Here is a 15,651-nt window from a genome sequence, read left to right on the forward strand (position 1 = left end):
CGCATTACATTAAGATCGCGTTGATCCGTTCAATTTCTTCCCGCCACTGCGCCTGTAAAGCCGGTTTTTGATGTGACACTTTGCGTGCCAAATCCTGTTCCAGCAATGTTTCCAGGCTGACCAGCCTCTCCAGAAGCGAATCTGTTTCATCCTCATGCTCTTGGTGAATGGCCGTGGAGATGGAAACAGGGCTGACCGTTTTCGCGACTTCACGCAGGGTGTCATAAGCCGCATCGACATCATGCCACTCGCTAAATTCGCCCTGATGGATCAGCCAAAAACGGTTACAGCTCGCCCGGATGAGCTCGCGGTCGTGGCTGACCAGCAGAACGCCACCGCTGAATTGCTGCAGGGTTGCCGCCAGTGCTTCTTTGCCTGCCATATCCAGATGGTTGGTCGGTTCATCCAGTAACAGCAGGTTGTAGCGCGCCAGCGACAGGCCGATAAACAGCAGGCGCGAACGCTCGCCACCGCTGAGAGACGCCACCTTTTGCCCATGGCGAACCCAGGGAAAACCGGCGCTAATCAGCGTCATTTTCCGCAGTTCTGCTGAGGGGGCAAAAGGTTCAAGCGCCTCCAGCAACGTGGCGTCATTGGGCAGCTGTTCCAGCGTCTGGTCGTAATAACCGCTGTGCAAACGGGGATGCAACTTTATCGCGGCTTCGCTGCATTCCGTTGATAACTGACGCCAGAGTAAACGCAGTAAAGAAGATTTCCCGCAGCCGTTCTGCCCGAGAATGGCCACCCGATCGCCAGTTTTTATCCGCGCCAGCGGGACCGAGAACAGAGCCGGTAATCCGGGAGCCGCAGACACCGCCAGATTCTCCATTTCCAGCAACCGATCGGCAACCAGCGGTTCACCATGGAGCGTCAGAGACCAGGGACTCCCTGCCGTAAGCTGGGTCTGGTTTTCTTTAAGACGTTCCACCTGCTTTTCCATCTGTTTCGCTTTGCGCGACAGGTCTTCGTTGTCGTACACGCGCCCCCAGGTGGCGAGCCGTTTTGCGCTCGAGGTGACCCGATCAATCTCCTTTTGCTCCGCCTTGTGACGAAGCGCATCCGTCACATCACGCTCTTCCAGCGCCTGCCTGGCGGCCGAACAGGGAAGGGCAAAGTGATGAAGACGATGGTCACGCAGGATCCAACTGCCGTTGGTCACTGCATCGAGCAAGACGCGGTCGTGCGAAACCAGCACGAAGCTTCCGGACCAGCTTTGCAGAAATTGCTCGAGCCAGAGCAGTGTGGGTAAGTCGAGATGGTTGCTGGGCTCATCCAGTAACAACAAATCCGGCTCTGTAATCAGCGCGCGCGCCAGCAACAGACGGGTATGCTGTCCACCACTCAACGTGGCTGCAGGCAGTATGACTTCCTCATTGCTCAGCCCCATGCTCGCCAGCAAGGCTTCTGCACGCCAGCGCAGGCTGCCGCGTTCAGCCTCAGGAAGTTGAGCCAGAACCGCGTCCAGCAGATTCAGCGACAGCAGTTCATTGGGCAGATGTTGTTCAACCCGCGCCAGCAGGCAATGCCTGGCGACAGACACCGTACCGTTTACCGGCGCAAGTGTGCCGTCCAGTACTTTTAATAGCGTACTTTTTCCGCAGCCGTTGTCACCAATAAGCCCGAGGCGGTCGCCCTGTTTCAGGGTGAAGGAGAGATCAGAAAATAACGGACCGAAGGCCGTTTCAACACGTAATGATTGTGCAGACAGTAATGTGCTCATTGCTTACTCAAGAGTTACAGGCATGAAAATGCCTCGTCAAACATCGCTGACGATAACCCGGTAAGCCCGAGGGAAGGGATTCAGTTAGCTTCGCTCAAGCCGAAGTTATCGCAGCACGATACCGATAACGCTTGAGCTGGTGCGATCACCAAAAGTACGTGAAACGAAAAAACGTTCACAGTACGACATAATTATCCTCCTTTTATTCAGTTAGTTGATGGATAGAAGGAGTGTAGCGCGGGATGAGCGATTTAGCTATATCGCAAAGAGGGTGGAAAAACGGTGAACCGGGCGCATAAATCGGCACCCGGCTCACAATACGTGAAATTAAATCGCGGTACGGCGGTAGTTGCGGTACTCCGGTTTCCAGAAGTTATCGTCAATCGCCTGCAGCAAAGCCTCTTCGGAGGTTTTCACTGCCACACCTTGCTGTTGAGCAATTTTGCCAACAGCAAAGGCGATCGCACGTGAAACGACATGAATATCCTTCAGCTCAGGTAATACCAGACCTTCACCGTTGATCAGCAGTGGTGAGTACTTCGCCAGGGTTTCACTGGCTGACATCAGCATATCGTCAGTGATGCGCGAAGCGCCGGAGGCGATAACACCCAAGCCGATGCCCGGGAAGATGTAGGAGTTGTTGCACTGCGCGATCGGATAGGTTTTGTCGTTCCACACGACCGGGGCAAACGGGCTACCAGTAGCAACCAGCGCCATGCCGTCAGTCCAGCTGATGATATCCTGCGGTGTGGCTTCCACACGCGAGGTCGGGTTGGACAGTGGCATGACGATCGGACGCGGGCAATGCTTGTGCATCTCGCGAATAATCTCTTCTGTGAACAACCCGGTTTGCCCGGAAACACCAATCAGAATATCGGGCTTCACATTGCGCACGACATCCAGCAGCGACAGAGATTCAGCCGTGGTGTCCCAACCTTCCAGATTTTCACGCTTCTGCACCAGCTTGCTCTGGAACGGCAGCAGGTTTGGCATCTGGTCAGTGAGCAGACCGAAGCGGTCAACCATGTAGACCTTCAGGCGTGCGTCGGCTTCGCTCAGCCCTTCGCGTTGCGTCTGTGCCACAATCTGTTCTGCTATACCGCAACCTGCGGAGCCCGCACCGAGGAAGACAATCTTCTGATTGCTCAACTGGCTGCCGGCTGCACGACTGGCCGCAATCAGCGTACCCACGGTCACGGCTGCCGTCCCCTGGATGTCGTCGTTAAAGCAGCAAATCTCATCACGGTAGCGGTTCAACAACGGCATGGCATTTTTCTGCGCGAAGTCTTCGAACTGCAACAGCACATTTGGCCAGCGGTGGGTAACGGCCTGAATAAATTCATCGACAAAGGCGGTGTAGTCATCACCGGTAATACGCGGGTGACGAGAGCCCATGTAAAGCGGATCGTTGATGAGCTGCTGGTTGTTGGTGCCGACGTCCAGTACCACCGGCAGGGTGTACGCCGGGCTGATGCCGCCACAGGAGGTATACAGTGACAATTTGCCGATCGGAATACCCATGCCGCCAATGCCCTGGTCGCCCAGACCCAGAATGCGCTCACCGTCGGTGACCACAATCACTTTGATGTTGTGGTTCGGCACGTTTTGCAGGATATCATCCATGCTGCCGCGGTTATTCCAGGAGATAAACACGCCACGTGCACGACGGTAGATTTCAGAGAAACGTTCGCACGCCCAGCCAACGGTCGGGGTGTAAATCACCGGCATCATCTCATCGAGATGGTTCTCCACGAGACGGTAAAAGAGGGTTTCGTTGGTATCCTGGATGTTACGCAGGTAGATGTGCTTATCAATGTCCGTTTTAAAACCCTGATACTGCAACCAGGCGCGCTCGGCCTGCTCTTCGATGGTCTCCACCACTTCCGGCAGTAATCCGAGCAGGTTGAAGTTGCTTCTCTCTTCGACGCTAAATGCGCTGCCTTTGTTCAACAGCGGGAATTCAAGTAACAGTGGCCCTGCGTAAGGAATATACAAAGAACGGTTTTTATTATGCTTCGAATGCATCTTACAACTCCTAATTCATTGAACCCGGCGCGAATGCGTGCTCGCGGCGGAATACTGCAGCGCGCGCCAGTATAAAGCATCAAAAAGCCAAATACTTGACGAGTGCATTATTTAGGAGATGAATTTTATGGAGTAAATACCACCCCGGGCGGGGTGGCAGGAAACAATCAGCGCATTAACCTGCGCGACGATGACGACCCGAACGGTGGGTGACAACGGTATCGTGGTCGTCTTTGCTCACAATTTTCCTGATGTTCGAGACCTTGTAATCCAGTCCCAGAATATGACGTGCCTGACGGTTCGACTTCATGCGTGCTCCTTAATCCAGTTTATGTTTCAAGGGTTTCCCGTGGTTGGCGCGGGTAAATGTCATTTCAATCGATGCGGGTGTACGTCGTCCCGCAAAAGCCATGGTCTGCTATCTGCCTGGCAGGTGCAACCGTCATGTGCTGCTTTAGGAACAGTCCGGATGCGTTACTGCCTGACAAACAACCAGCTTAGATCACCGCCCAACCGTGTGCTGTGTAAGGGCTGTTTTTTGTGAAGCCGTGCGCTAATTTCGCCGTCGCACTGCTCCAGCGCGCACCAGCCTTCGATCCAGGCCCATGACGAATCTTGCCCGAGAAAGGCAACATCCTGCTGAACACCGGCTTTCTGGTTGAAGGCATCAGGATTATCGAATCCGGTGATAATGCGTTTAGCCAGACGGGATAAGGCCTGGTGATTGTCATCGGTCACATCAACATGGTTGCTGCGGGCGAAAAGGGCAATCATCACCAGCGGCTGGATGGCGTAATTATGATAAGAGAAGGCGCGTTGCTTCCGGCGAAGCTCATTGGGCAGGAAACCTTCACTGTCTACCTGACTTGCCGCCGTACGGTACATCGTCAACGCGTGCTGGAACAGATCTTGCCGGTTCGTGACCACCGAGGTCGCCATAATGGCCCATGCGGCCCAGTAGCTGTGGTTATTGGTTCTGGCGAGCGGCAGATTTGCCCAGTCAGTCACCGTAAGATCCGCCAGTTTTCCCAGCCAGCGTTCAATATTTTCCGACTCTACAGGCATCGTGTTCAGTGGCTGAGAAGGGGAGAATTGCAGTTGAAGCCAGGCCGACGAGAGAGTGGCCAGCGCCCATTTTCGCATCGACCTGCCGGTATGGTTCGTTACCGTTGAAGTCAGCGCATCCGCCTGTACCCAGGTATTGAGCCCGTTGACTAAGCAACTGACCCGCGCCGGATCGCCGTCACGCTCATAGCCCATCACCAGTTGGCTAACCTGTTTTTCCAGTTGGGTGACCGCAACCGTCTGCTGGCGAAAATCATGTTCCGCCTGGGGATTAAGCGTGGCGCGGGCGCTGTCAGACCCTTCGTATTTACTGGAAAATTTGAGGTCTTGCGTAAACGGTGCCGGAAATACCGGGCAGACAAAACGGGAAGGGTGTGTAAGCGTTGTACGAGGTGACTTGAAATAACCGGGAGGAGGAACCAGCGTCTCTGCCGCTTGCGCCGTTGATACGGCAACAAGCAACAGGAGTGCTATTCGAAACATTAAGAACATGGGCGTGCTACCTGCCAGTGATAAAACCTGACTATAACACGCTCATCAGGCGTAGTTAGCTTCCACCGAACACGTGAACTGCACGGTGCAGGCGAGCGGCACGTTCAGACAGGTCTTCCGCTGTGCTGGTAACGTTTTCCACCATGCTGGTATTGTTATGCGTCATCACGCCAATTCGTGACACCGATTTGTTGATCAGTTCTAAGGCCAACGTCTGTTCATGTGTTGCCGTACCAATCTCTTTGATCATGGTCGACATGTTCAGGACGTTATCGATCATCGCGGTCAAATGTGTTTCGGTATTTTCAACCATCTCAACACCGCTTTTTACATTCGCCACGTTCTGTTCAATAAGCGTCTGAATCTCACGAGCAGCAGAGGCAGAGTGCTGCGCCAGATTACGCACTTCGGCAGCCACCACCGCAAACCCACGTCCCGACTCACCTGCGCGAGCCGCTTCAACAGCTGCGTTCAGCGCCAGAATATTGGTCTGAAAGGCGATGCTGTCAATAACACTGATGATGTCGACAATCTTGTTATTGTCCTGAGAAACCGCCTGCATCATGGAGATGGTTTTTTTCATGACATTGCCACTGTTGGTGGCATTGGCGCTGGTCTCATCGGCCCGGCTCATCGCTTCCGACGCCGTTTCAGCGGTTTGCCTTACGGCACTGGCGATCTCTTCCACAGCAGCCGCAGTCTGGTGCAGATCAGCAGACGTCTCTTCAGTTCGTTTTTGCAGGGACTCGCCTTCTTCGGTGATGCGCTGACTGATTTTACGAATGCCGTTGATCTGGGCAGATACATCTCCGACCAGAGAACTGAGGTTGAGGCCAGACTGGTTGACCAGACGCAGCAACATGCCGATTTCATCCACACGGTTAAAGGTGTGATAGTCCGACTTACGCCCGGAGACCACTTTTTGCATCTGGGTAAGAATGGTTTTCAGCGGGCGGGAGACCTGGCACTGTAAATAGAAAGCAAGCACTGCCAGCGTAACAATTGTGATACCTGCTTTTTCCAGTGCACTCCACGAACTCAATTGCAGTGCAATCAGTAAAGCCGCTGCGACGGTTATCCCTAAATTAGTTCGACGGCTGACGCTGATACGTTGAAAAATAGAAAGAAAAGAGAGTAATCCACGTCTGACGACTAAACCTTTGTAAAAACGAAATCCACCTAATTTATTCTCATTTGCGAGTTTATATAAATTCTCACTGGCGTTTATTTCTTCACGAGAAGGAATATTACGCACTGAAATATATCCGGTTAAATTTCCTTGTTGATATACCGGGGTGACATTCGCACGCACCCAATAATGGTCGCCATTCTGACGACGGTTTTTGACCATACCGGTCCAGCTTTCTCCCTGCTGGATGGTGAACCATAAGTCCCCAAAGGCGGCGGGGGGCATGTCCGGATGGCGAATGATATGGTGAGGCTCACCAACAAGCTGATCTTCAGTAAATCCACTGGCATCGATAAAAGCAGTATTCGCATAAGTAATATGACTATGCGTATTTGTTGTCGATAACAGCGTCGTGCCTTCGTTAAGCAAAAGCTCTTTCTGTGTAACGGGAGTGTTACGCTTCATGAATAGCCCCAATAATGAACTGCATACAATAAAACAGGATTAATCCTGCCGGTAATGGCTTTTTTTTATTTACCAGTCAGTTGGAATACTTTTATCACTCCCACATTTTCCACCAATGAGCGGATAACTGAAAGTAGCCAGGATAAATATTTTTTTAGTCATACTTACTGCTTATTATTTAAATATTGTTATGATTTTGCAAAAGAAAAAGGAGGAGGGGATTTTTGTCCGGGTTAATAACTTTACTTAAATCAAATTAAAGGCAAGAAATTGCATGCGGTGGATAAAATAGTCGATAAAAAATAGAAAAATTAACATAGCAGGCGAATATATCCACATGATTGTCAAATTTTTGTCATAATCAGGCAAGATTCTTTTGACAGGAATACGTCCGGTAATAAAGTGTAGCTAAACTAAGGTTGATTGCCGGGTAAAATGCAGTTTTGTAAGTCATTGATTCGTGCCTGTGGTGAAGGGTTAGCAGAAAAGGACACACCGTTTAAAGGCCTTAATCGGTGAACGGGGTTAGCAGGTCCTTGTTACACTATTGCAATAGCACCTATATATACTTTTTTTGTGTGGACTTATATTTGAGGGAAGTATCCAGTGTTAGCGACATTGCTCTACCGTAGCCAACTCCATTATGCATTGGATCCTTCGCAGCTGGCTGAACTTGCCTGTCGGGCAAGCCTGCGCAATACCGAACTTAACGTCACCGGTGTTTTGCTGTTTGATGGTAAACAGTTTATGCAGGTGCTTGAAGGGCCAGTGTCCGCCGTAAATGCAGTTTACGAACGCATCAACAAGGATCCACGCCACGGGGCTGTTGTCGAACTGATGCGCGATTTCGCACCCAGTCGTCGTTTTCTCAATCATGGCATGGTCTTATTTGATTTAAGGACAAGCAAACCGAGTCTGGTTTTGCGTTCAATCATCAAATTCGGCACGCTTAAGTACCACTTTGCTTGTAATGACCGGGTATATAAATTTATCCGCAATTTTGTGTCTGCGCCGATGCCTAAAACCACGGTAAAAAACATTATGCCGGAGCGGTGGCGTCTTGATACCCGAATTTCGCCGTTCGAGTATGAAAGTATCCCAATCCTCGAAAACCAGCCGTGCCAGTTTGCTTTTCAGCCGATCATTGAACCGCTGCGCGGAAACATATCCTCGCTAGAAGCATTAATCCGGGGACCAAACGGCGGCAGCCCGCAGGAATATTTTTCGACCATCCCCAGCCATAAACTGCACGAAGCCGATCTGGCCTCAAAAGGTTGGGCGTTAGCGATGGCACGTCAGTTAGGGATTGGCAACCATAAGATCGCCATTAACTTGCTGCCTATGTCACTGGTAAAAATCCCGGGAGCTGTCAATATTCTGCTCGATCACATCACCCGCAATAAGCTGGATCCTGAGCAGGTGATAGTAGAAGTGACCGAGGATGAAGTGATTTCAAACTACGATGAATTTACCTTTGCTATCCGTCAGTTGCGCGCTGCTGGCATTGGTCTTGCCATCGATGATTTCGGTTCTGGCTTTGCCGGATTGTCACTGTTAGCCAAATTCCAGCCTGATAAGCTCAAAATTGATCGCAGCATCGTGACAGACATCCACCAGCACGGTCCTAAACAAGCCATCGTGAAAGCAATTATCGACTGCTGCGCGGAAATGCAGATTACCGTCGTCGCGGAAGGAGTAGAAAAAGTGGAAGAGTGGTGCTGGCTTGAAGCTGCTGGTATTGAGCGTTTCCAGGGGTTTCTGTTTGCCCGCCCGGTGTTAAACGGCGTCTCTTCTATTCGTTGGCCGCAACGCATCCCCCGTTAACTGCCAGCAGGATGTAAGAAAGGAGAATACGGACATTATTCTCCTTTCGATATTCACTCAAAGAAAATCAATCTTTCGCTGAAAATAATATTCACAACCATACTTCTACGATGTCGAACTCAATTTTGCTTATAAATCAACATATACACATGTTTAACGGGAAAAGCACTACGTGTAACGGAGGGAGACACCATGAATATTAATCAACATATATCAGGTGCGCTGGCGCTGAATTCCTCCCTTGGCCGTAGCATCACTCTTTTTATGGTTGCGTTATTACTCGCCGGTGTTGCGACCAGTTGCTGGACATTGACCCGCTCCTGGGAGCGTGCCATTGAAGACACCGAACGCAGCGCCATCAACTTATCTGTCTCGCAAGCACGACAGGCAGAAGATACTTTCCTGCAGGCAGAGCTGGCGCTGCGCGATATTCGCCGCTCAATCCCTGCTGAAGGTGTTTCCTCCCTCGACACTCAAAAATTTGATGGTTTGTTGACCGATCTGAAAGATCGCCTTCCTCAGCTTCACGGTCTGTTTATTTATGATGCTCAGGGAAACATGAAAGCCACGGCTCTCGGTCACCTTCCGCAGGTTACCAATAACAGCGATCGGGAATATTTCCTTTATCATCGCCGCAACGGGCATAGCAATGTACACATTGGACACGTTATCAGCAGCCGCTCGACCGGTGATTTAGTGATCCCGGTATCCATGCGCATCAGCGATCCGGCGGGGGGATTTTCGGGTGTGTTGCTGGCGACCATACGTATAGATTACTTCCGTCATTTTTATAGCTATTTTGAGCTAAAAAACAGGGATCTACTGGCGTTGATGATCACTGATGGTACCGCGCTCTACGTCCGTCCTTTCCCGGATGATGTGATTAACAAAAACCTCTCTGCCAGTCCGCTGTTCACTCGAGAACTGGCCCAAAAAGACCGGGGTAATGCCACCTGGGTCTCTGCGCTGGATCATGTGGAGCGTATTTACGGTTTTGCTCGCCTGGAACGTTACCCGCTGGTGGTCGCTGCCGGATATGACAAACCGGCACTCTGGGCGCGTTGGCTGAAAGACAGTCTGCCGGACCTGGTTCTTAATGCGATGCTGCTGTTAGGTACGCTGCTGATGGGGACGATAATCTTTCGTCAGGTACGCATGAACGTGAAGAACCAAACAGAGCTGGCAGCGTTACGGGATGAACTGACCAGTATCAACCACACGCTGCAACTCATGGCGCTGGCGGATGGGCTAACCGGGCTTGCAAACCGCAGGCAGTTTGATCTCTTTCTGACGCAGAGCCTGAAAGCATCGGCGTTGAGTAAAAAACCGGTGTCGCTGGTCATGCTGGATATCGATTTCTTTAAACGTTACAACGATTTCTATGGTCACGTTGCGGGTGACAGTTGCCTGAGGATGGTCGGTGAGGTCATTCAGAAACTGAAGCTGAGAAATTCAGATCTGATTGCCCGTTATGGCGGGGAGGAGTTTGCCATCATTCTGCCAGATACCGGGCCAGAAGCAGCACTGTTTGTGGCCCGTCAGGCGGTGACAGCGGTGCGGGTGGCGAAAATTGCCCATGCGGAATCGGGCGCCGATCAAAAAGTGGTGACCATCAGCGCGGGCTGTTTCTCGCTCATAGGCGCGGGAACAGAAGAGGATGCGAACCGACTCAAAGAGGGCGCGGATAAAGCATTGTATCAGGCTAAAATTCAGGGGCGTGACCGGGCGCTGGCTGCCAGTGAGTGACCTGTTAACCCTCTGCATGGCGGCAGAGGGCGTCAGTACTGGCTTAGAGTACTTTGGTTAAATAGTGACGCTGGATCCCTTTTTCCGGGAAGTCATCCAGCGTCATTTTCAGGATGTATCCCTGTTTCAGGTAAAACGGCAACGCCTGAAAACTGAACGTATCCACCATTGAATGCAGGCAACCCAGTTTCAACGCTTCGTTCTCTGCCGAACGCATTAACTCGCCACCCAACCCCGTTCCGCGTACTGATTCACTCACCCATAAATAGCTGATGCACAGCCATTCACCTTTGCGGCTGCCAATCAGGCCTCCGGTCATTTTTCCTTCGCCATCACGGCAAAAAATGCCGAGTGAACCCCAATCGCGATTATTGATAAACGGTTTGTTATAGGCGCGTAAGCCATTCAGTAACTCTTCCTGCTCTTGCTCTGTTATCTCGGTCGTCACACGTAAATACATCACTCGCTCCCTTTTTTAGTTGTTATACAGAATGTCTTTTGTGGCCGTTTCAGGTTCCCCTGGCTCCGTTAACGCATGGCAGCTATCGACGGCTTTTTTGCCAGAAAGCACCGTTTTCACAAACGCCAGCTCATCCTCAAAGGCCGTGTTCACGGTGCCATTATGGGTACTACCAGAATAGGTTTTCCACTCGACCGGATTGCCTGCCGCACAGAGCGCCGCAACGGCAGCATATTGTTGTCTGGGGAACAGGGTGTGATCCGCCAACCCCGTGCCCACAAACAGAGGCGCCGGAAAACGACGCTGAGGCATGTCAGTAACAGATGTCAGGACAGACGTAATCTGTTTCTGCCCCCCCACAAAAGTGGTTTCTGCATCAAGGTGCTGACTGCGCTCAAACAGTCCCATATCCCGCACGCAGGAGGTTTTCGCCATCGCAAGCAGTTTTTGCCCTTTGACCGTTACCAGTGATGTAGCGACCGGGCCGCTGTCAGGCAGCGAACCGCCAAGCAGCCGCAACATGTCGAAACGTACCGGTGTTTTTCGCTCATCATTCTGCGTAAGTGAGACGGGACCATCCGGGAATGTGGCCACAACGCCGGTGGCGATGGTAGCCCGCAGTTTCAATTCCGGAGCGTACCCAGCGGCTATCTGGCTGGCTCCCAGTGAGGCCCCGGAACCCTGAGACTGCCCGGTAATAATCAGGTTATTAGCGAGTAACTTAGGGTAGGCGTGTAAGGCTGCGCGCACCGCATCAAGCACCGAACGTCCTTCCGCTTCCCAGATGAGATAGGGATGAGGGCCCGGCCCACCCAGCCCCTGATAATCGGTCGCCACGACAGCGAAGCCCTGTTTGAGCCACTGGTTGATATAGGCTGCATCGCGCGGAATATGCGTGGTCCATGATGGCGCGCAGGAGTCAGCAACACCCAACGTACCGTGAGCCCAGGCAACAACGGGCCAGCCGCCTGAAGGTGGAGTGCCTTTCGGGGTATACAGCGTGCCACTGACCGGCACAATGCCTGCATGCCAGCGAACATCGCGTGAGGTGTACAGGATGCGGCGCATCAGGTCGGCATCCGTAATCTGATCCTGAGCCGTCATGGGCTCTTCACGCAGCATCATGCCTGGCTTCGCAGGTAACACGGCATCCCAGCGGTAGAAGGGCGATAGGGTCTGATCGCCCACTTCCGGTCCCACGGGGAGCTGAGCATCGGTGGCCCAACTTACCGTGGTACCGAGCATCAGCGCAATCAGTGCGCAGCTCAACGACAGGTTCATTTTATGTAGAGTGTGTGCGTTCAACGTGGTGTACCCGGTATAAGCAAGAAGATGGACGATGCATAATAAGGTGAAACATCTGTAAGGAGAAACAACGAGATGCAAGAGAGTCTATTAGCGAGTCCGGCGTTACTTCTGCATGGCGCTTTTCAGGCGGCTGAAACTGAACACTATCGACAGCAGTGTTGCGGCTACAGCCAGCCAGAGCGTGAACCGGACGGCGTGTTCCTGCCCGGCAAGCAGGCCAGAGGAGGCATACACCGAGAGGATCACGCCCACCAGGGCTGCCCCCAGACACTGCCCGAAGGTCCGCATAATCGCCAGTACACCGGAAGCATAGCTACTGTGTTCCCGTGAGGCGCTGGCCAGCATCTCCCGATTGTTCGGACTCTGGAACGCACCGAACCCGAGACCACACACTAAAGCCCGCAGACTGATATCCCACCACTGCGCATGGTCAGGCAACAGGGCCAGCAAAATTAATCCCACCGTAAACGCTCCCAACCCGACAGTGGAAATCAGCGCTGGTGAGTGGCGATCGGCCAGACGCCCGGCATGAGGTGCCGCAAGGATAATTCCGACAGGCCAGGCGGTAAAAAGCAGCGCAGAGGCAAAGGCGCTGTACCCATAAACGCTCTGGAACAAAAACGGCAGCGCCACAAAGGTCATCCCCTGGCTGACAAATGAGGCAAGGGACGTTAATGCGGCCAGTGAAAATCGCACTGAGGTGAATAAGGTTAACGGCAAAAGAGGCTGTGGCGCGCGCTGCTGGCGGCGCACAAACAACAGACCGGCAATCATCGCTACACCGCCATAAATGCCTGCAGTGACAAATGCCTGCGTGTTCTGTGAACCCGCATGAGAAAAGGCATTCGACGCCATGATCACAGCCCCCAGCATCATGGCTGACCAGACGGCTCCGGCAAAATCAAAAGGCCCGGTTGTCGCGGTGCGTGCATCCGGAAGTGTGCGCAAAGCCAGTATTAGCGCCACCATTCCTAACGGAATATTAATGGCGAACAACCACTGCCAGCCCATTGCGCTCAGCAACGCACCACCAATGACAGGCGCTATCGCGGTATTGGTGGCAATCAGTAGCGCATTCACTCCGAGGATCCGGCCTAACAGTCGGTTCGGGAAAATAGAACGCAGGATGGCAGGGGCAATGCTCAGCGTTGCCGCACCGCCAATCCCTTGCAACAAACGCATGGCGACCAGCATCTCCAGCGACGAAGACAATGCGCAACCCAGAGATGCCAGGGTAAACAGCGCAACGCCGAAGGAAAACAACTTACGGAACCCCGTTCTGACGGCAAGAGAGGAGAAAATGGCCAGCGTCATGGCGGTGGTTAAGAGATAGCCATTGGTGACCCACACTGCATCACCCGGTGCAACATGGAGCACATCGGCAATCTGCGGCAGAGCAATATTCACCATTGCGCCATCAAACACCGCCATCGTCGTACAGGTCATAACCGCCAGCATGGCCATGCCGCGTTCATGACCAGGTAGGCCCTCATCACCCGTTTTATCCGTTAATAATTCCATCAAAACCTCTGCGTTGATTCAACTGAGGAAACTATACTGTCGGTGAATATCAGGCGGAAGACGCAGCAGTTGCAGATATAACCTGCACCAGACGCCATATCTAAACTGTTTTACTGACGGAATCTGCGCAAGATGACTGAACCCGATCTCAATTTACTTTTCGCCCTGGACGCGCTGCTGGCTGAACAAAGTGTTGCGGGGGCGGCCCGCCGGTTACATCTGAGCGCATCTGCTATGAGTCGCACGCTGAGTCGTCTGAGGGAAACTACCGGCGATCCGCTACTGGTGAGAGCGGGGCGAAATATGGTCCTGACGCCTTATGCCCAGGCGATTCGAGAGCGGACACAAAGTGCGGTGTTTGAAGCACGTGCGGTACTGCGGCCTTCCCCTCCAAAACTGAACATTGCCACGCTGGAACAGATGTTTACTCTGCGCGCCAACGACGGCTTTGTGGAAGCCTTTGGGCCTGCTTTAATTGCTGAAATGGCGACCATTGCACCGGGTGTCACGCTGCGTTTTGCAGCAAAACCAGAAAAAAGTGCACGGCCTTTGCGAGAAGGACAGGTCGATATTGAAATCGGTGTGCTCGGCGAAATGGGGCCAGAAATCCGTGTTCAGGCTTTGTTCAGAGATCGGTTTATCGGCGTAGTACGGCGTTCTCATCCCCTTGCCATCGCAGAAAAAGTGACAATGTCACAATATAGTAACTGGCCTCATGTGGTAGCTTCACGACGGGTGGGTTTATCCGGCCCTGTTGATGAGGCGTTGGCGGAAGCCGGATTTACGCGCAGAATTGCCGCTATCGTCCCCGGGTTTCCGGCTGCACTGGCGGTTGTACGCAATACCGATCTCATTGCACTGGTGCCAGCCTCATTTCTGATTAATCTTGTCGCGCCCGAGGCGTATTTCACGTTTGAGCTACCGATCGAAACGCGGCGGATTACGGTCTCTCAAATGTGGCATCCGCGCTCGGAAGTCGATCCGGCGCATCGCTGGTTGCGGCAATTTATGCGCGATGTCTGTTGCCGGTTAGTGCCGGATCTGAAGGAGTAAGAATGAACATGGTTGCCACTCAGGACGATATCGTCCGCTACAGCGTTCGGCTCAATGCACATTAACGGGAAGCAGACGGATGACACACACGCAGAATATTAACGAATACGGGCAATCAGTAGGATTTGCATTGCCGGACTGGCAACCCGTCCTCAAACCCACGGGATGCGAACTGAAAGGGCGATTTTGCCAGTTGACTGCGTTAAACCTTGCTCACTCTGACGGGCTTTTCGCGGCGTATTCACAAGCAAGAGACGACAGAGACTGGACTTGGCTGGGAGCGAATAAACCCAAGGATTTACTGCAAATGCAGGCCTGGATTGAGCACAAAGTAAAGGACGAACGTCTTGTCGTTTATGCCGTTATTGACAAAACGCTCAACCAGCCGGTGGGGGTGGTGTGTTATAGCAACGTAGACACTGACAATGGGGCGATTGAGATTGGTCACGTTACCTGGTCTTTGCTGATGAAACAGCGGGTGACGGGCAGCGAAGCGCTTTTCCTGTTGCTCAGCCATGCATTTGAACAGGGTTATCGCCGTGTTGCCTGGCGCTGCGACTCGCTGAACATCGCCTCCCGTCGTGCTGCCGAGCGCATGGGTTTCACGTTTGAAGGGCGGTTTCGCCAGGCGATGACGCGCAAACAGCGTAACCGTGATACCGACTGGCTCTCTATCATAGATATTGAGTGGCCCCGCATCTCAACAGCAGTGAGTGCATGGCTGGCAGAAGACAACATCAATGAACAAGGTCACCAGAAAAACAGCCTGAAAACGTTTTTTACTACCACATAATGCGGTATCCCCTACTAAAAGAAGTGGTAAATGCGAAACAGGCTAAAGTT

12 protein-coding genes are annotated in these 15,651 nt (G+C 52.5%); 4 read left to right on the forward strand and 8 right to left on the reverse strand.

Going from position 1 to position 15,651, the window contains the following annotated elements; genetic code table 11:
• Positions 1 to 4: 4 nt before the first annotated feature.
• From AC5JPW_RS14035 to AC5JPW_RS14055, 5 genes are all read right to left on the reverse strand, one after another.
• Positions 5 to 1,720, reverse strand: coding sequence for an ABC-F family ATP-binding cassette domain-containing protein (locus AC5JPW_RS14035; protein ID WP_494241256.1), 1,716 nt, complete (start codon positions 1,718 to 1,720; stop codon positions 5 to 7).
• Between the two features lie 327 nt (positions 1,721 to 2,047).
• A complete protein-coding gene (locus AC5JPW_RS14040; RefSeq protein ID WP_494241258.1) occupies positions 2,048 to 3,745 on the reverse strand; it encodes an NAD-dependent malic enzyme in 1,698 nt (565 codons plus the stop codon).
• Positions 3,746 to 3,920: 175 nt separating this feature from the next.
• A complete protein-coding gene (gene sra, locus AC5JPW_RS14045) occupies positions 3,921 to 4,055 on the reverse strand; it encodes a stationary-phase-induced ribosome-associated protein (protein WP_494241260.1) in 135 nt (44 codons plus the stop codon).
• A 164-nt stretch (positions 4,056 to 4,219) separates the two neighbouring features.
• Positions 4,220 to 5,302, reverse strand: a complete 1,083-nt coding sequence (locus AC5JPW_RS14050; RefSeq protein WP_494241261.1) for a mannuronate-specific alginate lyase — start codon at positions 5,300 to 5,302, stop codon at positions 4,220 to 4,222.
• Between the two features lie 55 nt (positions 5,303 to 5,357).
• Complete coding sequence (locus AC5JPW_RS14055; protein ID WP_494241263.1) at positions 5,358 to 6,896, reverse strand: methyl-accepting chemotaxis protein; 1,539 nt, start codon at positions 6,894 to 6,896, stop codon at positions 5,358 to 5,360.
• Positions 6,897 to 7,502: 606 nt separating this feature from the next.
• Here AC5JPW_RS14055 and AC5JPW_RS14060 point away from each other — a divergent pair.
• The gene (locus tag AC5JPW_RS14060) at positions 7,503 to 8,720 is read left to right on the forward strand and encodes a diguanylate phosphodiesterase (protein WP_494241265.1); all 1,218 of its coding nucleotides are present in this window, start codon (positions 7,503 to 7,505) and stop codon (positions 8,718 to 8,720) included.
• Between the two features lie 192 nt (positions 8,721 to 8,912).
• Positions 8,913 to 10,466 (forward strand): sensor domain-containing diguanylate cyclase, encoded by a 1,554-nt coding sequence (locus AC5JPW_RS14065; protein ID WP_494241267.1) that lies wholly within the window; start codon positions 8,913 to 8,915, stop codon positions 10,464 to 10,466.
• Between the two features lie 43 nt (positions 10,467 to 10,509).
• On the opposite strand, the gene AC5JPW_RS14070 is transcribed toward AC5JPW_RS14065, so the two are convergent.
• From AC5JPW_RS14070 to AC5JPW_RS14080, 3 genes are all read right to left on the reverse strand, one after another.
• A complete protein-coding gene (locus tag AC5JPW_RS14070; protein WP_494241269.1) occupies positions 10,510 to 10,926 on the reverse strand; it encodes a GNAT family N-acetyltransferase in 417 nt (138 codons plus the stop codon).
• 15 nt (positions 10,927 to 10,941) lie between these two features.
• Complete coding sequence (locus tag AC5JPW_RS14075; protein ID WP_494241271.1) at positions 10,942 to 12,231, reverse strand: lipase family protein; 1,290 nt, start codon at positions 12,229 to 12,231, stop codon at positions 10,942 to 10,944.
• A 105-nt stretch (positions 12,232 to 12,336) separates the two neighbouring features.
• On the reverse strand, positions 12,337 to 13,755 hold the full coding sequence (locus tag AC5JPW_RS14080) for an MFS transporter (protein ID WP_494241273.1): 1,419 nt from the start codon (positions 13,753 to 13,755) through the stop codon (positions 12,337 to 12,339).
• A 132-nt stretch (positions 13,756 to 13,887) separates the two neighbouring features.
• Between AC5JPW_RS14080 and AC5JPW_RS14085 the strand changes: the two genes are divergently transcribed.
• Positions 13,888 to 14,808: a LysR family transcriptional regulator gene (locus AC5JPW_RS14085; protein WP_494241275.1), complete on the forward strand. Its 921-nt coding sequence runs from the start codon at positions 13,888 to 13,890 to the stop codon at positions 14,806 to 14,808.
• A 79-nt stretch (positions 14,809 to 14,887) separates the two neighbouring features.
• Positions 14,888 to 15,601, forward strand: a complete 714-nt coding sequence (locus AC5JPW_RS14090) for a GNAT family N-acetyltransferase (RefSeq protein WP_494241276.1) — start codon at positions 14,888 to 14,890, stop codon at positions 15,599 to 15,601.
• Positions 15,602 to 15,651: the final 50 nt, after the last annotated feature.

It is taken from the genome of Phytobacter sp. (genome assembly GCF_059074235.1).